Genomic DNA, 23,328 nt, shown 5'->3' with positions numbered 1-23,328 from the left:
CGCCCAGGCTCCGACTCTCGGCCAGGGACGGCTGATCGAAAGGGAAACCGATGAAAGACGCAGTCATCGTAGGCGCCGGCCTGGCCGGTCTGTCCGCCGCCTGGCGCTTGCGGCACTGGGACACCGTGGTGCTGGAGTCCGAGGACCGTGTCGGGGGGCGGATCCGCTCGGAACGCCGGGGTGACTACTGGTTGAACTGGGGCGGGCATGTCTTTGCCGGTCCGGGATCCTCCACCGATGCCCTGCTCGGTGAAGTGGGTGTGGCGGCCGTTGAGATCCCCGGGTCCCTCCAGGGTTTGTCCATGAACGGGAAGTTCATCCGCAAGGGACACATCGCCACCTACCCGTTGCGCATCCCGATGTCTCTGTCCTCCCGCCTCGACACGGTGCGGGCCGGGATGAAGGTCGTCAGCGGTGTCGCCGAGTACACGGGCGTCGTGCGGAAGCGCTCCGGGGAGTCCGGGGCCATGCGGCAGCAGCGGATCTACGACTTCGAGAACGACCGCTCGTTCCTCGACTACATCGGGAACCTGTCGGAGGACGCCGCCGCGCTGTTCCAGACCACGGTCACCCGCTCCGCCGGTGACATGGACGAGATCTCGGCCGGGGCCGGCATCGGCTACTTCAGCCTCGTGCTGGGCATCGGTCAGGGGCTCAACCGTGGGATCGTCGGCGGCCCGTCCACGCTGACCGGAGCGGTCGCCGCCGCCCTGGGGGAGCGCATCGAGCTCGGCGCCGCGGTGCAGGAGGTCGTGCACCGGAAGGACTCCGTCCTCGTCCGCTACCGCCAGGACGATGCCGACCATGAGGTCGAGGCCCGCACCGTCGTACTGGCGACCACCGCCGATGTGTCGCACCGGATCGGTGTGGACCTCCCGGAGGAGCTGCGCGGTGCGCTGGCCCGGATCCAGTACGGCCCGCACGTGAGCACGGCCTTCCTGACGAACGAGACGTCAGCGAGGCCATGGGACGACATCTATGCCATTGCGGCACCGAAGTGCTCGTTCGCCATCGCCCTGAACCAGGCCAGCATCATCCGCGGCACGGAATCCGTGCGCAGGCCCGGCGGCAGCTTCATGACGTTCTCACCGGCCGGCCTGGGCCGGGCGTTGCTGGAGAAGACCGACGAGGAAGTCGCCCGGACCCACCTCGCCGATCTGGACCAGGTGCTGGGCCATGGGTTCGCGGACAGCGTCGTCGAGGCCCAGACGGATCGCTGGAGGATCGCTTCCCCCTATAGCTTCCCGGGCCGGGCCAAGCTGCAGTCCACGCTCATGCGGGGGACCGATCGCGTCTTCCTGGCCGGTGACTACCTCGGGACCCTATACACCGAAAGCTCCATCACCACCGGGTTCTCGGCCGCGCAGGAGGCCACCAGCCTGCTGGCCACCGAGCAGCAGACCCGCCGCCACCTCGTGCCGAGCTCTGCCAGCCTCGTGTGACGCCCCCTTCACCGACTTCGACAACCCGACCTTCCGTCACGTCCTCGACCATCAGCAACAGACAGGAAAACTCATGTCCTCTCAGCTCAGCGGTGTGCTCACCGCCCTCGCCACCCCCTTCACCGCCGACGGCTCGATCGACGAGGCGCAGCTGCGGTTCCTCGTGGACCGCTCCATCGACGGAGGAGTCGACGGCGTCGTGGCCTGCGGCTCCACCGGGGAGTTCGCCGCCCTCAGCGCCGAGGAACGACGCCTGGTGGTGGAGACGGTCGTGGAGCACACCGCCGGCCGGGTACCGGTGGTGGCCCAGACCGGGGCGACCAGCACGGCCGAGGCCATCAGTCTGTCCCGGCACGCCCAGCAGTGCGGCGCCGACGTGCTCATGCTGGTCACCCCCTACTACGAGCCGCTGTCGCTGGCCGAGACCACCGACTACATCCGCACCGTGGCGGAGACGGTGGACGTGCCGGTGATGCTCTACAACATCCCGGCCGCCACCGGGGTCAACCTCGACCACGAAACCGTGGGGGAACTGGCCCGCGAGGTCGACAACATCCGCTACATCAAGGACTCCAGCGGCAACATGGAACAGGCCAACCAGCTGATCCACCACCACGCCGAGCACATCTCCACCATCATCGGGTGGGACGCGCTGATCCTGGCGGCGCTGACCGAGGGTGCGGCCGGGGTGATGGCCGGTGCTGCGAACGTCGCCCCGCAGGAGATCGTGGCCGTGCACCAGGCCGTCGCCGCCGGGGATCTCGACAGGGCCCGGGCCGAGTGGAACCGCATCTACCCGCTGATCGACGTCCTGCTCAATACGGCCTTCGTGCCGGCCATCAAGGCCGCCCTGGGTGTGCTCGGCCACCCCGTGGGGAGTCCGCGGCGCCCCACCGCTGACCTGGATCCTGCGTCCCTGGCCCGCATCGAGAAGCTCGTGACCGAGCTCCAGCTGGAGTCGGCCTCCGTCTGAGCGGCACCGGGGGGCCGGCGGGCAGCCGACGCCGGTCCCCGCGCCGGACCGCGACCATCCTCATTCAGCCCATCACCATCAGGAGCGACCGATCATGACCTCACCTGCAACGACCACCTCGGGCACCGTCCGACGGGCCTCCGACTCCTCCCCCCTCGTGGCAGCCGAGGAGCTTCCCCCCGGCCGGCACTTCATCGACGGGCAGTTCCGGACCGGCAACGACAACGGGTCGCTGACGGTCGTGGACCCCTGCACCGAGAACGCCATCTGCCAGGTCGCCCAGGGCACGGTGGCCGATGTCGACGCCGCGGTGGGCGCAGCCGTGCAGGCCCGCCGGACGTGGGGTACCACCACCCCCAAGCACCGGGCGGAAGCGCTGCTGGCCATCGCCGACCGGCTGGCCGAGAACGCGGAGTTGCTGGCCCGGCTGGAGGCGCTGAACACGGGCAAGCCCATGATGGTGGCCGAGGACGACGTGGCGATGTCCATCGACTCGTTCCGGTTCATGGCCGGGGCAGTGCGCGCCACGACGTCCCTGGCCGCCGGGGAGTACGCCGAGGACCACCTGTCGGTCATCCTGCGGGAACCGCTGGGAGTCGTCGGGGTCGTGACCCCGTGGAACTACCCCCTACTGATGGTCGTGTGGAAGATCGCTCCGATCCTGGCGGCGGGCAACACGGTCGTGCTCAAGCCCTCGGAGCAGACCCCGCTGACCACCCTGAAGTTCGCCGAGCTGGTCGCGGACCTGCTGCCGACCGGAGTGTTCAACGTCGTCACCGGGCCCGGGTCGGTGATCGGGGCCCGCCTGTCGGAGCACCCGCAGGTGGACATGATCGCCCTGACCGGCTCGGTCAACAGCGGCCGCGCCGTGGCCAGAGCCGCAGCGGAGTCGCTCAAGCGCGTGCACCTGGAGCTCGGCGGCAAGGCCCCGGTGGTGATCTTCGAGGACGCCGATCTGGCCGCCGCGGCCGAGTCCCTGCGCACGGCCGGGTACTGGAACTCCGGCCAGGAGTGCGGTGCGGGGTGCCGCGTGCTGGTCCACGAGTCGGTCGCCGAGCGTTTCGCCCAGCTGCTCGTGGATCAGGTGAGCACCCTGGTCGTCGGCGAGCCCGGGGCGGGGGCCGACGTCGAGATCGGTCCGATGATCTCGAAGAGCCACTTCGACCGGGTCCTGGAGCACCTCGAGCGAGCCCAGGCAGACGGAGCGAAGGCCGCCGTCGGCGGCGGCGCGCTGGACGGGCCGGGCTTCTTCGTGGCGCCCACGGTCCTGGTGGACGTTCCGCAGGGCGCGGCCTGCTCGCTGGAGGAGATCTTCGGCCCCGTCGTGACCGTCGAGACGTTCACCGACGAGGAGGACGCGGTGACCCGGGCCAACGAGGTGCCGTTCGGACTCTCGGCCTCGGTGTGGACGCTCAACGCCCAGCGCAGCCATGACATCGCCTCACGTCTGGACGCCGGCACCGTGTGGGTCAACTCGCACCTGGTGCTGGCCACGGAAATGCCCTGGGGTGGCTTCAAGGGCTCCGGATACGGCCGGGACCTGTCGGCCTACGCCTTGGACGACTACTCCCGGACCAAGCACGTCATGCACCACACGGGACGCTAGAACGCCTCCACCGGCCGTGGGCCACCGCCATGAATGCTCTTGCCGACCTCTCACGGGACGCGGGGCTGTTCCTCGACGGCGGTGGTCCACGCCTCTGCCGGACAGGAACGGCGGCACGGCTCAGCGTTGCCGACACGGAGAGCCCGCCGTTGGATCACCTGGCCGCGACGGCGCTCGGGCCTGGCGACAACATCGTCGGTGCCGCTGCGGTCGGAGGCGTCCGTCGACGCGGGCGGCTGTCGGCGTTGAACCAGCGGTCCTCAGCGACGCGGTGTCGAGGTAGGTGTCGCCGTAGGCCCATCAGCTGCATGACGGAACCTGCGGCGAGGACCGGACCGGTCAGCGGCGGCTGAGCCAACGGCGTGCAACGACGGCGGCAGCGCTGCGAAAACCTGCTCGTGCTCAGCCACCGACCGGGAGAACGGCGACCCCCACGGGTGGAGGGCTGCCACGTCCAGCAGGAACCAGCCGGCACAGTCGCGACCGTGGTGCTGTCGGGCTCGAGGTGGTCGGGCTCGGGCAGGCTGGTGGATGTGAGGTCCATGGCGTTCAAGGGTGGAATCACACGCCGACCGGAGGCCGGGGAGGTCGCCCAGCAGCTCGAACCGGCTACCGCGCGATCCGCCGGGCGTCAGCGTGGGCCCTCATGACGCCCGGGCCTGTCCTGCGAATCGTGGCGCTGGCCCGGGGCCGGGTCACCGCTTGCCCACCAGGGCCGTGAGACCGCCGGCAGCACACAAGCTCGCGGCCAGCGTTGCCAGGAGTGCCGGGTGCAGAAGCTCTTGTGCCACGCCGAAGCCGACGGATCCCAGTGCCTGCCCGGTGGCCAGCGCGATGAACAGGACCGAGGTGCCCGCTCCTGCGTGGTGCGGCCATACGTGACGGGCCCACAGGATGAGCACCGTGGTCAGGCCCATGTAGCCGGCCCCGAAGAGGGCCATGCTGGTGTAGGCCGCCCAGGAGCCGCCGGTGGCCACGCACAGGGCGACGCCGGCGCCGGCCAGGGCCAGGGCGCCGGCGCAGGTGCACCAGCCGCCTCGGCGCCCTGTGCGTTCGACGAGGGCTCCGGTCAGGGTGCCGAGAAGCCCGCCCAGGCCCAGGGCGATCCACAGCCACCCGACCCGTTCCGCGGCCACTGCACCCGACTCGGTGAGCAGCAGCGGCCCGAACGTCCAGATCAAGGACGATCCCGCGCCGGCGAGCAGCGCCGCAGCGCCCGGGGCGAGCAGGGGCCACCACGCCTGACGGGACGGAGCCGAAGCCGGACCCGACGCGGCGGCCTGAGGAGCGGCCAGGTCGGTGCGTGCCCGCACGCGGTGCCACACCGCTGCCGTGGTCGCCGCGCACACGAGGGCCATGACCAGCCATGCCGGGCCGACCGAGGGGACGGCGGAAACCAGCAGGCCTGCTGCGACGACGCCCACGGCCGTGCCCGTGTTGGCCACGGACTGCGCCGTGGACGTGGCCTCGGGGGCGACGACCGCGTCGATGATCGGCACCAGGGCCGGGGAGGCGAAGCCCCCGCCCATGCCCCCGATGAAGACCGCGACGACGAACACCACCGGGTCCGAGGTCACCGCCACCCCCACGCACCCGGTCGTCGCGGTGGCTCCGGCCAGAGCCAGCCCTGTCCGGGGGCTGCGGTCCACCAGGCGGGCGGCCACCACGGCGGCCAACGAGTAGGAGGTGAACTGGGCGCCGGCCGCCCAGCCCAGCACCCCGACCAGCTCCGGGCGCTGGACCGCCAGGTACGGAGCGAACAGCCCCACCCCGAAGCGGGCCATCCCGTAGGTGGCGGCGATCAGCAGCATCCCCGCCACCGCCGTGCCCATGCCCGTGCTGCGCCGTGCCGGCGCGGAAGATGCTGTCATCACGTGCTCCTCTGGGTATAACGCTCGTTTCGCTGTAACGAACGTTATACTAGTTCCATGGCCGATCCGCAGCACACCCGCGACCGCATCCTCGACGCCGCCGAGAACCTGTTCTTCCACGAGGGCATCACCACCACGGGCGTGGACCGGGTCGCCGCGCAGGCGGGGGTGGCGATCGTGACGCTGTACAAGCACTTCGGCTCCAAGGACAACCTGCTGCGCGAGGTGCTCTCCCGCCGGCTCCACGCCTGGACCCAGCACTGGGACGCCGCCGTCGCCGCCGCGTCCTCCCCGCAGACGCGTCTGCTGGCGGTCTTCGACGCCGTCGAGACCTTCCGGGCCTCCTCCGGTCCCACCCAGTGGTGCTGCTTCCTGGCCACCGCCTCCGAACGTCCCATCCCTGAGGACGGCATCGGTGACCCGGTGTTCGAGCTGATCCGCCAGGACACCCGGCTGGTCAGCGAGCGGCTGGCGGAACTGGCTCGAGGGGCCCGGTGCCAGGACCCCGCCACGGTGGCCGCAACGCTGCTGCTGCTCTACAACGGTGTGCTCGCCAGCCTCCTGCGCGGCGCACCCTCGGACCCGATCACCCGTGCTCGCGACACGGCACGGTTGTTCGTCGACTCCTGTGTTGATGCGGCTGAACCCACACTGTCGTAGGACGCCCCCGGCTGGAACGACGCATGACGACGGTCCGTCCTGTCGACCACGCATGCGCAGGACGTGGCCCGGAACGATCCCACATCGGCATCGGCGGCCTGCGCCCGATCGGACATCCAGCACCGCTGCGAGTCGGTACGCCTAGGCTGGGCGGGTGAGCAGCACATCACCCGCCCCGTGGACCGAGCGCCACCAGGTCGCCGTCTACCTGGCGGCCATCGCCGTCGCCGTCCTCGTGGGCTGGACGGTGCCCGGCGCGCCCGCCCTGGCCCCGGCCGTCACCCCGGTCTTGGGACTGCTGCTGTTCGCCACGTTCCTGGCGGTCCCCTTCGCCGCGCTCGGGCGGGCGTTCGCCGACCTGCGCTTCCTGGTGGCGGTGCTGGTGGTCAACTTCGCGGTCGTCCCGGTCGTGGTGCTCCTGCTCTCCCGCGCGGTCGCCGACCACGAGGCCCTGCTGATCGGGGTGCTGCTGGTGCTGCTGGCCCCGTGCGTGGACTACGTCATCGTCTTCACCGGTCTCGCCGGGGGCGCCGCCGACCGGTTGCTGGCCGCCGCCCCGCTGCTGATGCTGGGGCAGATGCTGCTCCTGCCCGCCTGGCTGCTGGTCTTCGCCGGGACGGAGGCGGTCGCCCTGGTGGAGCTCGGGCCCTTCGTGGAGGCGTTCGTGCTGCTGATCCTCCTGCCCCTCGCGGCGGCCGCGGCGCTCCAGCGGGCGGCGCTGCGCTCCGCCGCGGCGCGCCGGGCCGCGGCCGTCACGACCTCGGAGATGGTGCCGCTGATGGCGCTGACCCTGTTCACGGTGATCGCCTCGCAGGTGCGCGGGGTGGGGGAGCAGCTGGCCGACCTCGCGGCGGTGGTGCCCCTCTACGTGGGCTTCCTCGTGCTCATGGTCCCGATCGGGGTCGTGGCCGCCCGGACCGTGGGCCTCGACGTGCCGGCCTCCCGCGCCCTGGTGTTCGGCGGGGTCACCCGCAACTCCCTCGTGGTGCTCCCGCTGGCCCTGGCGCTGCCGGAGCGGCTGGCGCTGACGCCGTTCGCCGTCGTCACCCAGACCCTCGTGGAACTGGTGGGGATGGTGCTCCTCGTGCGCCTGGTCCCGCTCCTGGTGCCGGAGGGCCGTCCACGGCACAGCGGGCGGACCACCCCGTCCGGCCGGACGGCTCCCCGCCCCTGACCCGGGCCGTCGAGATCGCCGCGGCCCCGGGGACAGCCCCCTCGTGCGATCCGGGCCGGGTTCGTAGACTGGCCGTCCGCGCCGCGCAACCGCGGCCGCCCACCAGAGAAGGGATCCCCCATGACCGACCAGGACGACGGCACCGCCAAGGTGCGCGAGCTCATCAAGAGCACCCGCATCGCCATGCTCACCCACGCGGACGAGTACGGGAACCTCATCTCCAAGCCGATGGCCACCCAGGACGTGGACTTCGACGGCACCGTGTACTTCATCGCCGAGCGCACCTCCGACCAGGTCCAGGACCTCCAGCAGCGGCCCTCCGTCAACGTCGCCTACGCGGGGGAGGGCGCCTGGGTCTCGCTCACCGGCACCGCGCTCGTGCTCAACGACGTGGAGAAGCTCAAGGAGCTGTGGGACGCCTTCACCGGCTCCTGGCTCGAGGGCGGGCCCGAGAACCCGGACAACGTGCTCATCGAGATCACCGGCCGCTCCGCCGAGTACTGGGACACCCCCGGCGGGGGCAAGGTCACCCAGGTGGCCAACCTGGTGAAGGCCAGGCTCACCGGCGACACGATCAAGGGCGACAAGGGCGTCGTCGACCTCTGACCCGCGCCCGCCGTTCCCGGGGGCCGCCCGTCCGGGACGGGCGGCCCCCGCCCGGGCGTGTCCCGGTGTCCGCGAGTAGAATCCGGGCATGGCTACTTCACTGGTCCGTCCTCGCACCGGCAAGCTCCTCGGCGGCGTCTGCGCGGCGCTGGCGAACCGATTCGGCCTCCCGAAGTTCCTCGTGCGCCTCGGGTTCGTCGTGTTCGGCCTCGTGGGCGTGGGGGAGCTGGTTTACATCGCCCTGTGGATCGTCATCCCCAAGGAGTCCTGAGCTCTCTCGGCGACAGCTCCGCGGCACCCACCCGGGGCTCACCGCGCCGCGGTCGGCACGCCTCCCAGCAGGCGGCGGTAGCTGCGGTGCACGTTGAGTGCCACGGTGGTCGCCACGACGGCCTTGAGCAGGTCGCCGGGAACGAACACGAGGGAGCCCAGCAGGCTCGTCGACAGCGGCAGCCCGGCGACCACGGCCGTCCACGGCACGCCGAGGGCGTAGATGACGCCGATGCCGCCCACCACGGTGCTGATCAGGACGGCGGCGAACCGGGCCGCGGGACGGGTCCGCCGCAGGGCCCAGTGCTGCACCAGGAAGCCGATGACCAGGGCGGCGGGGATCCAGCCGAGCAGGTAGCCGCCGGTCGGGCCCAGGAACACCCCGAGCCCGCCCCGTCCTCCGGCGAGCAGCGGCAGCCCGGCGACCACGAGGACCTCCAGGACGACCACGGAGAGCATGCCCCGGACCGGGCCGAGCATCGCGCCGGCGAGCATCACGCCGAGGGTCTGCAGGGTGATGGGCACGGGGACGATGCCGACGGTGATCGGCGGCACCAGGCCCAGCGCGGCGATCAGGGCGGCGAACACCGCCACCAGGACGGTGTTCTGGGTGGTCTGCGGGGAGTCGGTGGACATGCGGATCCTTCGGGTGGGTGGGACGGGAGTCAGTCGGACACGGGTGGCACGGGGCGCCGGACCGGTGGAGCGGAGTCGTAGCACCGGGCGTCGATCGCCGAGGAGATCTCCTGGGCGGCCTCCAGGGTGCGCACGAGCAGGGGCACCAGCACGGCCACGGGACTGTTGTGCAGACCGCGGGCGAACTGCGCCTCGCGGATCGCGAGGTACTGGGCGCGGATCTCGGGGATGAACCGGATCGTCATCGACAGTGCCAGGCTGATCTGGGCCGGGTTCAGGCCGAGCCGGCGGGTCGGCCGCAGGAGGGTCTCGAACAGGGCCAGCATCTCGCTGAACGCGGTGGTCAGGGTGACGGTGCAGGCGAAGAGGCAGAGGCTGAGCAGCCGCAGGGCCGAGATCGTGGCGGCCTCCCAGGTGGAGGTCAGCCCCAGGGTGACGAAGACGATCCCGACGACGAGGAACAGCCCCAGGAGCATGCGGACCAGGCGCAGCGGCGGGGTCCGCGTCAGCAGCACCCCCGCCACCGCGAGGGCGAAGAACACGATCTGTTCCACCAGGCCGGGGACCGCGTAGAGGGTGATGCTGGCGACGAAGAGGAGTGCGAACTTGTAGCCGGCAGGCACCGCGGCCAGCGGGCCGCTGGGACGGGAGCCGTTCACGAGTCGCTGATCCGGCAGTAGAACTCCAGCGCCTGCCCCGGGGCGCCGTCGAAGGCGATCCGGCCCTCGTGGACCACGAGGGTGCGGTCGTAGTCGCCGATCATGTCCAGGTCGTGGGTCACGACGATCGCGCGCTGGTCCAGGCGGTCGATGGTCCTCTGGAGCCGGCGGCGGTTGCGCCGGTCCAGCATGGTGGTCGGTTCGTCGAAGACCACGGTGGACGGTTCCATGACCAGCACCGAGGCCAGCGCGACCATCTGCTTCTCCCCGCCGGACAGCGTGTACGACTCCCGGTCGCGCAGGTGGGCGATGTCGAGGCGCTCGAGGACCGCGTCCACCCGCTCGGTGAGCTCCGTCCCGCGCAGACCGAGGTTCTTCACGCCGAAGGCGATGTCCTCGGCCACCAGGGGCATCACGATCTGGTTCTCCGGGTTCTGGAACACGAACCCGACCTGGCGCCGGATCCGCTTGGCGTCCCGGGCGGTGGTCAGCTCGCCCACCCGCACGGTCCCCCGCGTGGGCAGCACGAGCGCGTTGAGCAGGCGCACGAGCGTGCTCTTGCCCGAGCCGTTGAGCCCGATCACGGCGATGCGGTGCTCGTCCAGGGTCAGGTCGACGTCCCGGAGGATGTCCCGGCCCTCCCGGGTGACGGTGACGTCCGTCAGCCGGATGCCCGGGTGGGCGAGGTCCTGGGGCGCGGGCTGCTCTCCTCGGCGGGGCGGACGGCGGGGCGCGCGGCGGGGTCCGGAGAAGGCGGGGCGGGAGGTCGGCACGGTCCGGTTCAGTCCTCGAAGTACAGGGAGGCGTGCAGGCGGCATCCCGGGTTGAACCGTGCGCCGCAGCGCGGGCAGCCGTCCACGTCCAGGTAGGCGCGGACGGACAGTTCGTGGGCGCAGACCCCGCACAGGACGGCCGGGGCGTCCCGCTCGGCGACCGGCCACGGCACCGCCGCATGGCCCGCACTCTCCTCGTGGCAGAGGTGGCAGGGGTAGTACTCCCGGCAGCACCAGAACCTGATCGCGACCACGTCGAGCGCCGTGCGGTAGTGCGTGCACCGCGTCTGGTCGTCGACAGGACTCCCCAGGACTCTGGGCATGGTCACCTTCTCTCGATCCGGAGTGCGCGGGTCCGCGCCGGCCGTGGCGGACGCCGAGGCCATTATCCCTGCTCGCCGCTGGGCGCACCCCTCCCCGGGTCGTCCAGGATGCATCCAGTGGGCTCGCCTAGAGTTCGGGGCTGACGACCGGAGGGCCGCGTGCCGTGTCCCGCCGACCTGCCCGCGACCACGCAGGAGCCGCATGCCGACCTCCACCCGTTCCCTGCCCTCGTTCCGGACCCTGCCGAGGTGGGGCCGGCCGGCCGTGACGCTCTGCGTCGTGCTCGCCCTGCTCACCGTGGCCACGGTGTCGGCCACGGCGGTGCGCTTCTCCCGCCTGGTGACGAACATCGACACGGTGGAGCTGGTGCGGGAGGACACGGCCACGACCGCCGGGGGCGGGACCAACCTGCTCGTGGTCGGCTCGGACGCCCGGGACGGGGACCCGCAGATGGGGGACCGGGCGGACTCCATGGTCCTGGTCCACCTCAGCGGGGACCGCTCCCGGATCGACGCCGTCCAGATCCCGCGCGACACCGTGCTGGAGATCCCCTCGTGCACCGAGGACCTCGGCAACGTGTTCTCCGGCTACTACGGCATGATCAACGGCGCGCTGGGCGCCGGCCCGGGGTGTCTCGTGACGGCGGTGGAGGCACTGACCGGGGTGCAGCTCGACCACTTCCTCGAGCTGCGCTTCGAGGGATTCGCCCGCGTCGTCGACTCCCTGGACGGGCTGCCGGTGGACCTGCCGGAGGCGCTGTTCGACCCGAAGGCGGAGCTGGACCTGCCGGCCGGTGAGCAGGTGCTCGACGGCGACCAGGCGCTGGCCTGGGCCCGGACGCGCGACAGCGTCGGGGACGGCAGCGACATCGGACGCATGGGCAATCAGCAGGCGGTCATGCACACGATCGTGGACCGCGTCGGGGAGCGGAAGCTGGTCACCCGTCCGGGGCGGGCCTACTCGTTCCTGGACGCCGTGACGTCATCGGTGCGCGCCGACGCCGGCCTGGCCGATCTCCGCACGGCGGTCCGGCTCGGTGCGGGCCTCGCGCGCGTCCCGCGGGAGAACATCAGCATCGCGACCATGCCGTGGGAGCCGGACCTCTACGACCTCAACCGGGTGGTCCCCTCGGCCGCGGCGGAGGAGGTCTTCGCCGGCCTGGTCCGGGACGAGCCCGTGCTGGACACCCCCGCCCCGGCGGGAACGGGAGCGTCGACGGCCGCCCTCTGAGCCGTCCGGGGCGCCGAACCGCCAGGGGCTCTGCCCGTCCCGGCAGGTCCGGCACGGCCTGCCGGGACGGGGCGGTGGGGTCAGATGAACGTGACGCCCTGGGCGAGCGGCAGCTCCCCGGAGTAGTTGACGGTGTTGGTGGCCTGGCGCATGTAGGCCTTCCACGAGTCCGAGCCGGACTCCCGCCCGCCGCCGGTCTCCTTCTCGCCGCCGAAGGCGCCGCCGATCTCCGCCCCGGAGGTGCCGATGTTGACGTTGGCGATGCCGCAGTCGGAACCGGCCGAGGAGAGGAACTGCTCGGCCTCGAGCTGGTCGTTGGTGAAGATCGCCGAGGACAGCCCCTGCGGCACGCCGTTCTGCAGCTCGATCGCCTCGGCGAGTTCCGAGTAGGTGAGCACGTACAGGATCGGGGCGAAGGTCTCCTCCTGCACCACCTCGGTCTGCGCGGGCATCCGCACCACGGCGGGCCGGACGTAGAAGGCCTCCGGCCGCTCCTCGGCGAGGACCCGTTCGCCGCCGGTCAGGACGGTGCCGCCCTGCTCCTGCGCGGCGCGCAGCGCCTGCTGCATGGCGTCGTGGCTGCGCTCGTCGATCAGCGGGCCCACCAGGTTCGAGGTCTCGCGGGGGTCCCCGATGCTGAGGGTGCCGTAGGCCTGGACCAGCTTCTCCGTGAGGACGTCCACGACGGACTCGTGCACGATCAGGCGCCGCATGGTGGTGCAGCGCTGGCCCGCCGTGCCCACGGCGGAGAAGACGATGCCCCGCAGGGCGAGGTCGAGATCGGCGCTGGGGGCGACGATCGCGGCGTTGTTGCCCCCCAGCTCCAGCAGGCAGCGGCCGAACCGGGCGGCCACGCGCGGGGCGACCTCACGGCCCATGCGCACCGACCCGGTGGCCGAGACCAGGGCCACCCGGGGGTCGTCCACGAGGCTCTGGCCGCCCGCGCGGTCGGCGAGCACCAGCTGATGGATCTCGGGCGGGGCGCCGCAGTCGCGCACCGCCCGTGCCAGGAGGGCGTGGGAGCCCATCGCGCTGAGCGCGACCGTCTCCGAGGGCTTCCACACGACCGTGTCCCCGCAGACCAGGGCGAGGGCGGTGTTCCAGGAGTAGACGGCGACGGGGAAGTTGAAGGCGGAGACGACCCCGACGACGCCCAGCGGGTGCCAGGTCTCCATGAGCCGGTGCCCGGGGCGCTCGGACGGCATGGTCCGGCCGTAGAGCATGCGGGACTGGCCGACGGCGAAGTCGCAGATGTCGATCATCTCCTGCACCTCGCCGAGGGCCTCGGAGGTGATCTTGCCGGCCTCGGCCTGCACGAGAACGGCCAGGTCCTCCTTGTGCTCGGTGAGCAGCTCGCCCCACCGCTTGACCACGTTGCCGCGCACCGGCGCCGGGACGTCGCGCCAGGCGGGGAACGCCTCGGCGGCCCGGCCGACGGCCGCGCCGACGTCCGCGGCGGAGGCCAGGGGCAGGCCCGCCAGGACCTCGCCGGTCAGGGGGCTGCGGGCCTCGAGCTCCCCGGTCAGCCCGTCGACGTCGACCCCGCAGGCGCGGAGGGCGCGGTGGACGTCGGTGGTGAGAGCGGTGTTCTGCAGGGTCTGGGACATCGGTGCTTCTCCTGGTGGTTCGGTGCTGTCGGGTGGTGTGGTGCCGTCGGGCGGCACGAGGTGCGGGGGAGCCGGGTCGTCGTTCTCCTGGGGGCGGGGCTCAGGCGGCGACGACGGCGCCCAGCCGCTCGCGCAGCCGGGCCAGCGACGCGTCCTGCTGGCGCCGGTACAGGTCGTGGGGGTCGATCACCGTGCGGCCCACGACGCGGGACAGCACGGTGATGTCGTAGTCGGTGCCGAGCTGGGCGTCGTCGCGCGAGCCCTCCTCGGTGAGGTTGGACCGGAAGATCCCGGCCGCGGAGCGGGGCAGGAAGTCCTCGTAGACGATGGGCCGCGGGACCACCATGCCGGACCCGATCAGCGCCCCGAGCCGGAGGTCCTCACCGGTGAGGGGCGCGTCCCGGCGGGCCAGGGCGTCCTCGTCGAGGGCGTATGTGAAGTAGGCCAGGCCCCGCAGGGCCAGCTCCTGCTCGGTGCGGGGGAGGTTCTCCTCCCACACGGTGCGGGCCACGTCCACGCGGACCCCGTCGCCCTGCCCCTCGGCCAGCCGCCGATCGGTCTCGGCCACCATCCGGTCGTAGAGGTCCCGTCCCGCGGGGGTGAGGGCGATGCCGCGCTGCTCGACCTCCCCGAAGCGCACCCGCAGCGCGCCGGGGCCCACGGTGCCGTCCTCGAAGCGGAACACCCGGTCCTCCGCGAGGGCGCGGAACGAGGTCTGGCGCAGGAGGACGCCCGGGCCGTCCCACCGCGGAGGCCCCTGGATCTCGTCGATCATCGTGATCCCCAGCGTCTCCATGCGCGCGTAGAGGTCGTCGATGTCGAGCACCCGCGGCGTGAGGTGGTTGATGTGTGTGGTGGTGACCCCGCCGATGTCGGAGGCCACCGCGGAGACGGCCTCGAGCTCCCGGTACCAGGCGTGGTCCACCGGCTCGTCGGAGAGCTCGAAGGACCGGGTGGCCAGTTGGAGCAGCCGCTCGGCGTCGTCGTCCTCCAGTCCGCCCTCGGCGGCGGCCCGGTCCGCCAGCTCCAGCAGCTCCTCGGGGAACAGGCTGCGGCGGCCGATGAACTCCCGCAGCCGCCGCTGCAGGTCCTCGCCGAAGAACCGGGGATCGTCGGCGGCGAGCATCGAGGTGAAGACGCGGAAGGGGTTCCGGGCGAGCTCCTCGGGGTCGACCGGGCGGAAGGCGGTGGAGACCACCGGGACGGACGACGCGGAGGCGTCGCGCAGGTCGTAGAAGCCCACCGGTTGCATCCCGAACGCGGCGAAGACCCGTGCCACCTGGGCCATCTCCTGCGGCGAGCCCACGCGGATGGCCCCGTGGCGCTCCGCCGTGACGCGGTCGATGCTGCCCAGGCGCTCGGCGTCGGCGCCGTGGCGGGCCAGGAAGTCCTCGTTCACGGCGGTGGAGACGTCGACCAGGGTGTTGTAGGCCGGCACCTCCGCGCCGTACATCTCGGAGAGCCGGCGGGCGAACTGGGCCCTCAGCTGCCAGAGCGGCTGGAAAGTCATGTCGATTGGTCCTCTCGTCGTGCTCGGGACGGGGTCAGATGATGTTCACCTCGTGCAGGACCGGTGCGGTCCCGGAGAACCGGTCGGCGGAGAAGTGGCCGGCGTCCAGGAAGGAGGGCCGGCCCAGGTAGAGGTCGGCGACCAGCTCGCCCACCGCGGGGCCCTGGAGGAAGCCGTGCCCGGAGAACCCGGTGGCGTAGAAGAAGCCGGGCAGCTCGCGGGCCTCGCCGATGAGCGCGTTGCGGTCGGGGGTGTTCTCGTAGAGCCCGGCCCAGCCGCCCGCCAGGTCGGGGTGCTCCAGCTGCGGGGTGCAGACGGCGGCCGCGGCGTTGAGCTCGGGCAGCCAGTCGTGGTCGAACTCGCGGCAGAACCCGGGCTCCTGCTGGTGGGAGATGCCCAGCAGCAGGCCGTTGCGGTAGTTGTGGTGGTAGAAGGTCGTCGAGAGGTCCAGGGTGAAGGGCACCCGCGGATAGGGGACGGAGCGCTGCCGGGTGAGGCCGATCAGCCGCCGCACGGGGGTCACCGGCAGGTCCACGCCGACCATCGCGCCGATCCGGGCGCTCCACGCCCCGGCGCAGCACACGACCGCGCTCGTGCGGATGGTGCCGCGCTGGGTGGTCACCGACTCGATCGCGCCGGCGCCGCGCCGGACGTCCAGCACCTCGGTGCGGTCGAGGACCGTCACCCCGAGCTCGACCGCGGCGGCGGCGTAGCCGGCGACCACCGCGGACGGGGCGGCGAAGCCGTCCCCGGGGGAGAACGAGGCGCCGGTCAGGGCGGCGGGGTCGAGCAGCGGATTGATCTGCGCGGCCTCCTGCGGGGACACCATGCGGCTGTCGACCCCCAGGCCGTTCTGGATCCCGGTGGCCCGCTCCAGGTCCGCGGCCTCGGCGTCCGAGCGGCACAGGAAGAGATAGCCCACCTGCTGGAACCCGATGTCCACCCCGAACTGCCGGGGAAAGCGCCGGAAGGCCTCCAGCGAGCGCCGGCCGAGCTCGATGTTGCCCGGATCGGAGAAGTTCGCCCGGACGCCGCCGAGGGGCTTGGCCGAGGACCCGCTGCCGAGCTCGGCGCGCTCCAGCAGCACGATGTTGCGCACTCCGCGAGAGGCGAGGTGCCAGGCCGTGCTCAGACCCATGATCCCGCCGCCGACGACGACCACGTCGGCCGCCGGGGGCTGCGCGGTGGCGCAGGTCGGATCGAGTCCGACGATCTGGTCCGCCACCGGCAACCTCCCTCTGCGCCGCGCCGAGCTGTCCTGTGCGAGCCAGCCGTTGTTATCCGTTATCGATAACGTGATCTTCCGCCCGGGCGTCGGCGGGGTCAAGAGGGGAAGGTGAGATTTCTTCCGGCCGCTGACGCACAGGCGGGTGCCCGTGCGTCAGGGGCGGGCGTAGTCCAGGTGGCGGACCATGAGCTCGGCCGCCCGGGCCGGGTCGCCCGCGACGACCGCCTCGGCGATGTCCCGGTGCTCCAGGGCGCTGCTCTCCAGCCGCCCGCGCTCCTGCAGGTGGTAGGACCCGTTGATCCGGGACTGGTCCCGCAGGTTCTCCACGATCGCCGTCCACCGCGTGTTCCCGAGCATCCCCACGAGGGCGGTGTGGAAGCGCTGGTCCGCCTCGAGGTACTCGAGCACGTCGTGACCACCGGAGGCGGCGACGGTGCGTTCGCCCAGGTCCCGCAGCAGGGCGGCCTGGTCCGCGTCGACACCCTGCTCGGCCACCCGCCGCACGGCCTCGACCTCGATGAGCCGGCGCAGGTCGTAGACCTCCTGCCGGTCCCGGTCGGTCAGCTCCACCACGCGGAAGCCCCGGTTGCGCACGAGCTCCAGCAGGCCCTTGTTGACCAGCGACATCATGGCCTCGCGGGCCGGGCTGTTGGAGACCCCCAGGCGCGCGGCGAGGCTGTTGGCCGAGTAGATCTCCCCGGGCCGCATGGCTCCGCTGAGCAGGGCGCGGCGGATCAGGGCCTCCGTCGAGTCCTTGAGCGTCGAGCGGGTGAGTGCGGCGAGCGCGAGCTCGTCGCCCCAGTCCTGGGTCCGCTTCATCCGTTTCCTCGTCCGCCCTCCCGGCCCCCTGGGGACCTCGTCCGTCGCCGTCCGGCGGTCGACATGCTGACAACATCGACGTGCTGACAACATCGACGTGCTGAAAACATAACAGTGAACACCGCGCGGGCCGGTGGGCGGCGGGGCTCTCCTGGCCTGTCACTGATCAGGGGCAACCCGGAGATCGACGCGGAACACTTCTCGCGGTGGGCCGGTCGCCACGAGGACGTCCGCACTCAGCCGGCCGAGCGGCCCAGCTGCTCCTCGTGGTGCAGGCCGCCGGGGACCGTCCCGGTCAGGGCGGTCTCGGCGAGGGCCTCGCCCAGGGCCGGCGCCTGCTTGAACAGGTTGTGCCCGGCGAGGGCGGTGAGTCCGTCCTCGGACCAGACGCCCACGCCGTCGTCGCCCCAGGGCAGGCGGGTGACCCAGCAGTGCACGTGGTCCACCGGGGCCGGGTCGAGCCCCGGCAGGGCCCGCTGCACGTAGGTGACGGTGCGCTCCGCGAGCTCGGCGAGCCGGCCTGGATCCGCCAGGCTGCCGTCCGGGTGGGCGTCCGTGTCGGCGCTGAGGCCCACGGAGTAGTGGCGGCCGTCCGGGTACGGCGCGGCGTAGACCCCCGTCTCCCCGAAGGCGCCGCTGCCGTCCTGGAACGTGGGCAGCCCGTCCGGTGCCGCGCCGCGCACGGCGAAGGTCAGGCGGACGTGGGCGCCCAGGGCGACCGGCAGCAGGTCGAGGCCGGCCCCGCGCGCCAGAGGAGCGGTGCCCCGGCCGGCGCACAGCACCACGTGGTCGTAGTCCAAGCACGTGGTGCCGGTGCGCACCTCGACCCGGCCGTGGCCGGTGCGCCGCACGGAGAGCACGTGCTCGCGCAGCACCGACCCGCCGAGCCGGTCCGTGAGCGCGCCGACCGCGGCCAGGGTCCGGATGGCCCCGCCCTCGACGTCGAGCATCGCCGGGCCGCTCCACCCGGCCAGGAGGGGCAGCCGGTCGTGCAGCTCCGCGGGCTCGAGCCGCCGGACGGGGACGTCCGGGAAGGGCTCGAGGGTGCGCAGCTTGTCCTCCACGCCGTCCCCGATCGCCACGGCCCCGTCCGTGGAGATCAGCTCCGTGCCGAACTCCTGCTCCCAGGCTCGCCACAGGGCCCGGCTGCGGGCGACCAGCGCCACCAGCCGCGGATCGTCGTGGGCGTGCCGGAAGATCCGGGACTGCCCGGCGGACTGCCCGGCGCCGGGCGGCCCGGACTCGTAGAGGGTGACGTCGGCGCCCCGGGAGCGAAGGGCATGGGCGGCGGCGAGGCCGACGATGCCCGCGCCCACCACGGCCGTCCGGCTCATGGGTGTCCGTCAGGGGTGTTCAGGTGCCGTCCCGTGGGCTCAGCCGTCCTGCTCGGGGTCGGTGCTCTCCCCGAGGATGTCGTCGAAGGCCTCGCGCACGGCCTGGCGGGTGGCCAGGCGCACGCTCGCGGCGCCCTGCTTGTCCGCGGTGTCGGCGTCGGCGATGTTCTTGCGCTCCTCGCGCTCCTGCTCCAGGGCGTGGTCCCGGGCGGAGCGGATGCGGTCCATGATCTCGTTGGCGTCCATGGGTCCATCCCATCATGGGAACGCCGCATTTGCACAGGGGGCTGATCATTCTTCCTGGCGCCGGACCACTTCCAGGGCTCCCGTCTCCGCGGCCACCTCGGGGGTGCCGCTGCCCACCATGATCACGGCGCTGGCCGTCACCACCAGACCCATGCCGAGCAGCTGCAGGGTCGTGAGCCCCTGGCTCAGCACCAGCAGCCCCGCCAGTGCCGCGACGGCGGGCTCGAGGCTGAGCAGGATCCCGAAGACCTTCGGCGGGATGGAGCGCAGCGCCAGCAGCTCGAGCGAGTAGGGCACCACCGAGGACAGCAGGGCGATCCCCACCCCGCCCGCGAGCACGGTCCAGGTCAGGGCCGGGGCGTGGGCGGTGGCGACGCCCACGGGGGTGACCAGGACCGCGGCGACGACCAGCGCCACCGCCAGTCCGTCCAGCTGGTCGAAGTGCCGGCCCGCGGACCGGCTGCCCAGGATGTAGGCCGCCCAGCCCACCCCGGCCAGCGCCGCCCACCCGATGCCGATCAGGTCGAGCTCCGCCCACGGCACCGTGAGCGCCTGGGAGATCAGCACGACCCCGGCGAGGGCCGCCAGCACGGCCAGCACGTCCCGGGCGCGGCGGGAGAGCACCGCCGAGAGGGCGAGCGGGCCCAGGAACTCGACGGTCACGGCCACGCCCAGCGGCAGGGTGGCCAGGGACTGGTAGAACGCGAAGTTCATCCCGGCCAGTGCGGCCCCGAAGAGCAGCCCGGCGCGCCAGGCCTCGCGGCTGCGCCCGCGCAGCCGCGGCCGGATGACCAGCAGCATGATCACGGCGCTGAGCAGCAGGCGCATCGTCACCGTCGCGGAGGCCCCGATGAGCGGGACGAGGACCGCGGCGAGGGCACCGCCGAACTGGACGGAGACGACGGCCGCCAGCACGTAGGCGGTCGGGCGGAGCCCGGGGCGGCGGGCGGGGGCGAGGGTGGTCACCCGTTCAGGGTAGGGCCCGGACGCCGTTCCCGCTCACGGGCGGTCCGCCAGGTGCAGCGCGCCGTGCACGGGGTCGCGGTCGAGCACCCGGACCGCCCCGAGCCCCCGCTGCGCCGCGGCCTCCCGGAACCGCTGCCGCAGCAGCGGCTGGTGCGCGGCGAGCCCGCCGCCGACCACCACCGGGCCGGTCAGCGCCAGGCGCCGGGACACGGTCGCGGCGAGGTCCGCGAGCGCACCCGCGGCGCGGTCCACCAGCAGCATCGCGTCGTCGTCGTGCTCGGCCGCCGTGAGCGCCACGCGGGAGAGGCCGGCCCAGAACCCGCGCTCCGGGGCCCCGTGGAAGCGCTCGATGAGCCCACCGGGCTCGGCCAGGGCGCAGTGGGCGAGGACCGCCCGGTCCAGGGCGTCGGGGGACAGCCCGTCGTCGTGCCGGGCGAGCGCGCGGCGCACGAGCTCCCGGCCGATCCAGTAGCCGCTGCCCTCGTCGCCGAGCAGGTGGCCCCAGCCCCCGGCGCGGGCCTCACGACCGTCCGGGGTGGTCCCCCACGCGGCGGACCCCGTGCCGGCGATGACCGCGATCCCCGTGCTGCAGCCGCCGGCGGCCAGCACGAGCCGGGTGTCGTGCACCACGACGACGCGGGCGCGGCCCGCGTGCGGTCCGAGCAGACCCCGCAGCGACTCCTCGTCGGCCGCGGTGTCGACGCCGCCGGCGCCCGCGACCACGACGTCCGCGTCCGCGGCCCCCAGCTCGGCGAGGAGCTGCCCCAGGACGGCCGCCGCCGCGGTGGGGCTGACGTTCTGGACGTTCGCGCTGCCGCCGACGGCCTCCCGCACCACCGTGCCGTCCTCGGCGCGCAGGCCCTGGGTCTTGGTGCCGCCGATGTCCAGGCCGATGAGGATGCTCATGGGCCCATCCTGCCGTGCCCGGGGCGGAGGGGGGCCGAACATGACGATGCCCGGCCGGCGCCGGGGGGAACCGGGCCGGTCGGGCGTCGTGGAGCGTGGTCGGTCAGGCGGCGAGCGCCAGCGGGGCCCTGCGCATGCGGCAGCCCTCGAAGGGGAACAGCCGGCGGGCACCGGTGCCGGCCTCGAGGATCCAGAGGACCCCCAGGGACAGGGAGACCTGCCCCACGGTGCCGATGTAGCTCTCGTAGTCCTCGTCCCAGACCTCGATCCGGTCGCCGGACTGGAGCACGGACAGATCGAGGATCCACCTCTCAGCAGCGGTCATGACGCCACCTCCCATCAAGTCTTCTTGTGTTGACTTCTCCATGGTGCCCTGCCTGCTCCGGGCCGCGCGGGCCCGGCGCTCGGGCGCCCGGCGCGGGTCCCTTGACCTCGGTCACACCCCGCGCGGCGGGCAACCCGGCGCGGTTGCCCGCGCACGGACCGGGGGGTCAGAATGTGACGGTCGTCCCCGCGCCGCCGGTGAGGTTAAGCACGCCTGGTTCTGCGTCACACTGCGCCGGGACACGCCCAGGATTGACGGTGGGTGAACCGGATTTCCTGATCCGACACGATGAGAGGACCAGCCCATGACCGCGGCACGGTACGTGGTGATCGGCGCCGGCCTGATGGGCGCCGCCACCGCCTGGCGGCTGGCGGAGCGCGGGGAGGAGGTCGTGCTCGTGGAGCGCGACGTCCCGGCCGGGCCGCAGGGCTCCTCCCACGGGTCCGCCCGGATCTTCCGCTACGCCTACGCGGACCCCTTCTACGCGGAGCTCGTGGTCCGCTCCGAGTCCTGCTGGGCCCGGCTCGAGCACGGGTCGGGACGGCGGCTCATCGACCGGGTCGGCGGCGTGGACCACGGCCGCGGCCGGGAGCCCGGACGCCTCGCCCGCGTGCTGGAGGCGGTCGGCGTGGCGCACGAGCTGCTCACGCCCGCCGAGGCGCGCTCGCGGTGGCCGCAGCTCGCCGTCGAGACCCCCGTCCTGTTCCAGCCGGGGGCCGGCGTGCTCGACGCCCAGGGCGCCGTCGAGGCCATGGTGGAGCTGGCCGTGGCGGCCGGGGCGCAGCTGCGCTCCGCCTGGCCGGTCTCCGCGATCACCCGCACCGGTGCCGGGTTCACGGTCTCCGGCCCCCGCGGGGAGCGCCTCGACGCCGGGCACGTGGTGGTCGCCGCGGGCGGCCACCTGCCCGACCTGCTCGGCGAGCTGCCCCTGCCGCCGGCGTTCCTGGCCGGCCTGCCGCGGTTCGCCGTCCGGCAGGAGAGCGCCTTCCACTTCCCGTACCGCGACCCGGGGCGGCCGTGGCCCACCACGATCCACGAGGACGGGGCGCTGCCGGTCTACTCCCTGCCCGGCGGGCGCGACGCCGGCTTCCGCGGCCAGAAGGTCGCCGAGTACCACGGCGGGCGGCCGATCCGCTCGGCGGCCGAGCAGGACGGCGTGGTCGATCCCGCCAACCGCGCCCGGGTCGTGGCCCACGTGCGGGCGCACCTGCCCGGGCTGGTCCCCGAGCCCTACGCCGAGACCACGTGCCTGTTCACCAGCACCCCGGACGAGGACTTCGTGCTCGACTCCGCCGACGGGATCACCGTGGTCTCGCCCTGCTCGGGGCACGGGGGGAAGTTCGCCCCGCTGCTCGGGGCGATGGCCGCCGACCTCGCCACGGGGGCGGGCGGGGTCCCGGCCCGCTTCCGGCCGGGCACGGCCGTGCCGGCCCGTTGAGCCCATGACGCCCGGAGTGCCCCCCGCCGCCGAGGACCCCGAGGTGGGGGGCCCCGCACCGCAGCGCGCCGGACCCCCCGAGGAGGAGCCCGCGGGCCGGCTCGAGCGCTCCATCGGCGCTCAGGTCAAGCGCTTCCGGGCGGTCCTCGGCCTCACGGCCAAGGACCTGGCCGAGCGCACGGGCCTGTCCCGGGCCATGATCTCCAAGGTCGAGAGCGCCTCGACCTCCTGCTCGCTGGGGACCCTCGAACGGCTGGCCGACGGGCTGGGGGTGCCCGTGACCGCGCTGTTCGGGGCGCTCGAGGAGGACCGGGAGCTCGCCCGCACCCGGGCGGGGGAGGGCGTGGTCCTCGCGCGGGGAAGCACGCCGCGCGGCCACGTGCACACCGCGCTCGGCGTCCTGCGCGACCGCACCGATGCGCTCGAGCCCACCCTGGTGACCATCACGCGCACCGCGCGGACCGCTCCGCTCGTCCGCCACCCCGGCACCGAGTTCGTGCACCTGCTGGAGGGGGAGATGGTCTACCGGCACGGCACCCGGGACCACCCGCTGCTGCCCGGCGACTCCCTGCTCTTCGAGGCGGAGGCCCCGCACGGGCCCACCGAGCTGGTCGTGCTCCCGGTCCGGTTCCTGGTGGTCGCCCACCGGCACCCGTCCACCCGCCTCCCGGCCGAGCACCCCGGCTGAGCGGGCCGGGGCACTCCGGCGTCCCCGTCCCGGAAGC

The 23,328-nt window shown here is 73.0% G+C and carries 24 protein-coding genes; 10 read left to right on the top strand and 14 right to left on the bottom strand.

Features of this window, described 5'->3' with window-relative positions; genetic code table 11:
• Positions 1 to 50: 50 nt before the first annotated feature.
• From RE027_RS13050 to RE027_RS13040, 3 genes are all read left to right on the top strand, one after another.
• Positions 51 to 1,442 (top strand): protoporphyrinogen/coproporphyrinogen oxidase, encoded by a 1,392-nt coding sequence (locus RE027_RS13050; protein WP_368808707.1) that lies wholly within the window; start codon positions 51 to 53, stop codon positions 1,440 to 1,442.
• Positions 1,443 to 1,515: 73 nt separating this feature from the next.
• A complete protein-coding gene (gene dapA, locus RE027_RS13045) occupies positions 1,516 to 2,415 on the top strand; it encodes a 4-hydroxy-tetrahydrodipicolinate synthase (protein ID WP_368808706.1) in 900 nt (299 codons plus the stop codon).
• A gap of 94 nt (positions 2,416 to 2,509) precedes the next feature.
• A complete protein-coding gene (locus RE027_RS13040; RefSeq protein ID WP_368808705.1) occupies positions 2,510 to 4,021 on the top strand; it encodes an aldehyde dehydrogenase family protein in 1,512 nt (503 codons plus the stop codon).
• 695 nt (positions 4,022 to 4,716) lie between these two features.
• On the opposite strand, the gene RE027_RS13035 is transcribed toward RE027_RS13040, so the two are convergent.
• The gene (locus RE027_RS13035; protein ID WP_368808704.1) at positions 4,717 to 5,892 is read right to left on the bottom strand and encodes an MFS transporter; all 1,176 of its coding nucleotides are present in this window, start codon (positions 5,890 to 5,892) and stop codon (positions 4,717 to 4,719) included.
• A gap of 57 nt (positions 5,893 to 5,949) precedes the next feature.
• On the opposite strand from RE027_RS13035, the gene RE027_RS13030 reads away from it, so the two are divergent.
• The 4 genes from RE027_RS13030 to RE027_RS13015 all read left to right on the top strand — a co-directional run bounded on the left by RE027_RS13030 (position 5,950) and on the right by RE027_RS13015 (position 8,603).
• Positions 5,950 to 6,552: a TetR/AcrR family transcriptional regulator gene (locus RE027_RS13030; protein ID WP_368808703.1), complete on the top strand. Its 603-nt coding sequence runs from the start codon at positions 5,950 to 5,952 to the stop codon at positions 6,550 to 6,552.
• A gap of 154 nt (positions 6,553 to 6,706) precedes the next feature.
• Positions 6,707 to 7,726 (top strand): bile acid:sodium symporter, encoded by a 1,020-nt coding sequence (locus RE027_RS13025; RefSeq protein ID WP_368808702.1) that lies wholly within the window; start codon positions 6,707 to 6,709, stop codon positions 7,724 to 7,726.
• Positions 7,727 to 7,846: 120 nt separating this feature from the next.
• Entirely contained in the window at positions 7,847 to 8,332 is a 486-nt protein-coding gene (locus tag RE027_RS13020; protein ID WP_368808701.1) for a pyridoxamine 5'-phosphate oxidase family protein, read from the top strand.
• Between the two features lie 88 nt (positions 8,333 to 8,420).
• Entirely contained in the window at positions 8,421 to 8,603 is a 183-nt protein-coding gene (locus tag RE027_RS13015; RefSeq protein ID WP_368808700.1) for a PspC domain-containing protein, read from the top strand.
• A gap of 38 nt (positions 8,604 to 8,641) precedes the next feature.
• Here the strand turns inward: RE027_RS13015 and RE027_RS13010 are convergent, their stop codons facing one another.
• From RE027_RS13010 to RE027_RS12995, 4 genes are read right to left on the bottom strand one after another with little or no spacing between them, the layout of a single operon-like run.
• Positions 8,642 to 9,238 carry a biotin transporter BioY gene (locus RE027_RS13010; protein WP_368808699.1) on the bottom strand — a complete coding sequence of 199 codons (597 nt, stop codon included), beginning with the start codon at positions 9,236 to 9,238 and terminating at the stop codon, positions 8,642 to 8,644.
• 29 nt (positions 9,239 to 9,267) lie between these two features.
• Entirely contained in the window at positions 9,268 to 9,897 is a 630-nt protein-coding gene (locus RE027_RS13005) for an energy-coupling factor transporter transmembrane component T family protein (RefSeq protein ID WP_368808698.1), read from the bottom strand.
• Positions 9,894 to 10,670: an energy-coupling factor ABC transporter ATP-binding protein gene (locus tag RE027_RS13000; RefSeq protein ID WP_368808697.1), complete on the bottom strand. Its 777-nt coding sequence runs from the start codon at positions 10,668 to 10,670 to the stop codon at positions 9,894 to 9,896. Before RE027_RS13000 ends, RE027_RS13005 begins: the two co-directional genes overlap by 4 nt.
• 8 nt (positions 10,671 to 10,678) lie before the next feature.
• Positions 10,679 to 10,993: a CHY zinc finger protein gene (locus RE027_RS12995; RefSeq protein ID WP_368808696.1), complete on the bottom strand. Its 315-nt coding sequence runs from the start codon at positions 10,991 to 10,993 to the stop codon at positions 10,679 to 10,681.
• Positions 10,994 to 11,195: 202 nt separating this feature from the next.
• Between RE027_RS12995 and RE027_RS12990 the strand changes: the two genes are divergently transcribed.
• Positions 11,196 to 12,224, top strand: a complete 1,029-nt coding sequence (locus RE027_RS12990) for an LCP family protein (protein ID WP_368808695.1) — start codon at positions 11,196 to 11,198, stop codon at positions 12,222 to 12,224.
• Positions 12,225 to 12,304: 80 nt separating this feature from the next.
• On the opposite strand, the gene amaB is transcribed toward RE027_RS12990, so the two are convergent.
• From amaB to RE027_RS12945, 9 genes are all read right to left on the bottom strand, one after another.
• The gene (gene amaB / locus RE027_RS12985) at positions 12,305 to 13,831 is read right to left on the bottom strand and encodes an L-piperidine-6-carboxylate dehydrogenase (protein ID WP_368808694.1); all 1,527 of its coding nucleotides are present in this window, start codon (positions 13,829 to 13,831) and stop codon (positions 12,305 to 12,307) included.
• A gap of 100 nt (positions 13,832 to 13,931) precedes the next feature.
• Positions 13,932 to 15,341 carry a 2-oxoadipate dioxygenase/decarboxylase gene (gene hglS / locus RE027_RS12980; RefSeq protein ID WP_368808693.1) on the bottom strand — a complete coding sequence of 470 codons (1,410 nt, stop codon included), beginning with the start codon at positions 15,339 to 15,341 and terminating at the stop codon, positions 13,932 to 13,934.
• A gap of 34 nt (positions 15,342 to 15,375) precedes the next feature.
• Positions 15,376 to 16,566 carry an NAD(P)/FAD-dependent oxidoreductase gene (locus tag RE027_RS12975; RefSeq protein WP_368808692.1) on the bottom strand — a complete coding sequence of 397 codons (1,191 nt, stop codon included), beginning with the start codon at positions 16,564 to 16,566 and terminating at the stop codon, positions 15,376 to 15,378.
• A gap of 156 nt (positions 16,567 to 16,722) precedes the next feature.
• Positions 16,723 to 17,388, bottom strand: a complete 666-nt coding sequence (locus RE027_RS12970) for a GntR family transcriptional regulator (RefSeq protein ID WP_368808691.1) — start codon at positions 17,386 to 17,388, stop codon at positions 16,723 to 16,725.
• A gap of 236 nt (positions 17,389 to 17,624) precedes the next feature.
• The gene (locus RE027_RS12965; protein ID WP_368808690.1) at positions 17,625 to 18,722 is read right to left on the bottom strand and encodes an NAD(P)/FAD-dependent oxidoreductase; all 1,098 of its coding nucleotides are present in this window, start codon (positions 18,720 to 18,722) and stop codon (positions 17,625 to 17,627) included.
• Between the two features lie 39 nt (positions 18,723 to 18,761).
• The gene (locus RE027_RS12960; protein WP_368808689.1) at positions 18,762 to 18,968 is read right to left on the bottom strand and encodes a hypothetical protein; all 207 of its coding nucleotides are present in this window, start codon (positions 18,966 to 18,968) and stop codon (positions 18,762 to 18,764) included.
• Between the two features lie 45 nt (positions 18,969 to 19,013).
• Complete coding sequence (locus tag RE027_RS12955) at positions 19,014 to 19,934, bottom strand: EamA family transporter (protein ID WP_368808688.1); 921 nt, start codon at positions 19,932 to 19,934, stop codon at positions 19,014 to 19,016.
• Between the two features lie 33 nt (positions 19,935 to 19,967).
• Positions 19,968 to 20,840 carry an N-acetylglucosamine kinase gene (locus RE027_RS12950; protein ID WP_368808687.1) on the bottom strand — a complete coding sequence of 291 codons (873 nt, stop codon included), beginning with the start codon at positions 20,838 to 20,840 and terminating at the stop codon, positions 19,968 to 19,970.
• 103 nt (positions 20,841 to 20,943) lie between these two features.
• Positions 20,944 to 21,165 carry a hypothetical protein gene (locus RE027_RS12945; protein ID WP_368808686.1) on the bottom strand — a complete coding sequence of 74 codons (222 nt, stop codon included), beginning with the start codon at positions 21,163 to 21,165 and terminating at the stop codon, positions 20,944 to 20,946.
• A gap of 304 nt (positions 21,166 to 21,469) precedes the next feature.
• Between RE027_RS12945 and RE027_RS12940 the strand changes: the two genes are divergently transcribed.
• Positions 21,470 to 22,603 carry an FAD-dependent oxidoreductase gene (locus tag RE027_RS12940; RefSeq protein ID WP_368808685.1) on the top strand — a complete coding sequence of 378 codons (1,134 nt, stop codon included), beginning with the start codon at positions 21,470 to 21,472 and terminating at the stop codon, positions 22,601 to 22,603.
• 4 nt (positions 22,604 to 22,607) lie between these two features.
• The gene (locus RE027_RS12935) at positions 22,608 to 23,291 is read left to right on the top strand and encodes a helix-turn-helix domain-containing protein (RefSeq protein ID WP_368808684.1); all 684 of its coding nucleotides are present in this window, start codon (positions 22,608 to 22,610) and stop codon (positions 23,289 to 23,291) included.
• The last annotated feature ends 37 nt before the right edge of the window (positions 23,292 to 23,328 follow it).

This window comes from Kocuria sabuli, from assembly GCF_040981185.1.
GTDB classification, from domain to species: Bacteria; Actinomycetota; Actinomycetes; order Actinomycetales; family Micrococcaceae; genus Kocuria; species Kocuria sabuli.
This window is presented reverse-complemented; position numbering and strand designations above follow the sequence as displayed.

Bases quoted from the DNA above. Each gene is read 5' to 3' on its own strand.
- RE027_RS13050 (WP_368808707.1), top strand. From the start codon at position 51: ATGAAAGACGCAGTCATCGTAGGCGCCGGCCTGGCCGGTCTGTCCGCC.
- dapA (WP_368808706.1), top strand. From the start codon at position 1,516: ATGTCCTCTCAGCTCAGCGGTGTGCTCACCGCCCTCGCCACCCCCTTC.
- RE027_RS13040 (WP_368808705.1), top strand. From the start codon at position 2,510: ATGACCTCACCTGCAACGACCACCTCGGGCACCGTCCGACGGGCCTCC.
- RE027_RS13035 (WP_368808704.1), bottom strand. From the start codon at position 5,892: ATGACAGCATCTTCCGCGCCGGCACGGCGCAGCACGGGCATGGGCACG.
- RE027_RS13030 (WP_368808703.1), top strand. From the start codon at position 5,950: ATGGCCGATCCGCAGCACACCCGCGACCGCATCCTCGACGCCGCCGAG.
- RE027_RS13020 (WP_368808701.1), top strand. From the start codon at position 7,847: ATGACCGACCAGGACGACGGCACCGCCAAGGTGCGCGAGCTCATCAAG.
- RE027_RS13015 (WP_368808700.1), top strand. From the start codon at position 8,421: ATGGCTACTTCACTGGTCCGTCCTCGCACCGGCAAGCTCCTCGGCGGC.
- RE027_RS13010 (WP_368808699.1), bottom strand. From the start codon at position 9,238: ATGTCCACCGACTCCCCGCAGACCACCCAGAACACCGTCCTGGTGGCG.
- RE027_RS12995 (WP_368808696.1), bottom strand. From the start codon at position 10,993: ATGCCCAGAGTCCTGGGGAGTCCTGTCGACGACCAGACGCGGTGCACG.
- RE027_RS12990 (WP_368808695.1), top strand. From the start codon at position 11,196: ATGCCGACCTCCACCCGTTCCCTGCCCTCGTTCCGGACCCTGCCGAGG.
- amaB (WP_368808694.1), bottom strand. From the start codon at position 13,831: ATGTCCCAGACCCTGCAGAACACCGCTCTCACCACCGACGTCCACCGC.
- hglS (WP_368808693.1), bottom strand. From the start codon at position 15,341: ATGACTTTCCAGCCGCTCTGGCAGCTGAGGGCCCAGTTCGCCCGCCGG.
- RE027_RS12970 (WP_368808691.1), bottom strand. From the start codon at position 17,388: ATGAAGCGGACCCAGGACTGGGGCGACGAGCTCGCGCTCGCCGCACTC.
- RE027_RS12965 (WP_368808690.1), bottom strand. From the start codon at position 18,722: ATGAGCCGGACGGCCGTGGTGGGCGCGGGCATCGTCGGCCTCGCCGCC.
- RE027_RS12960 (WP_368808689.1), bottom strand. From the start codon at position 18,968: ATGGACGCCAACGAGATCATGGACCGCATCCGCTCCGCCCGGGACCAC.
- RE027_RS12950 (WP_368808687.1), bottom strand. From the start codon at position 20,840: ATGAGCATCCTCATCGGCCTGGACATCGGCGGCACCAAGACCCAGGGC.
- RE027_RS12945 (WP_368808686.1), bottom strand. From the start codon at position 21,165: ATGACCGCTGCTGAGAGGTGGATCCTCGATCTGTCCGTGCTCCAGTCC.
- RE027_RS12940 (WP_368808685.1), top strand. From the start codon at position 21,470: ATGACCGCGGCACGGTACGTGGTGATCGGCGCCGGCCTGATGGGCGCC.
- RE027_RS12935 (WP_368808684.1), top strand. From the start codon at position 22,608: ATGACGCCCGGAGTGCCCCCCGCCGCCGAGGACCCCGAGGTGGGGGGC.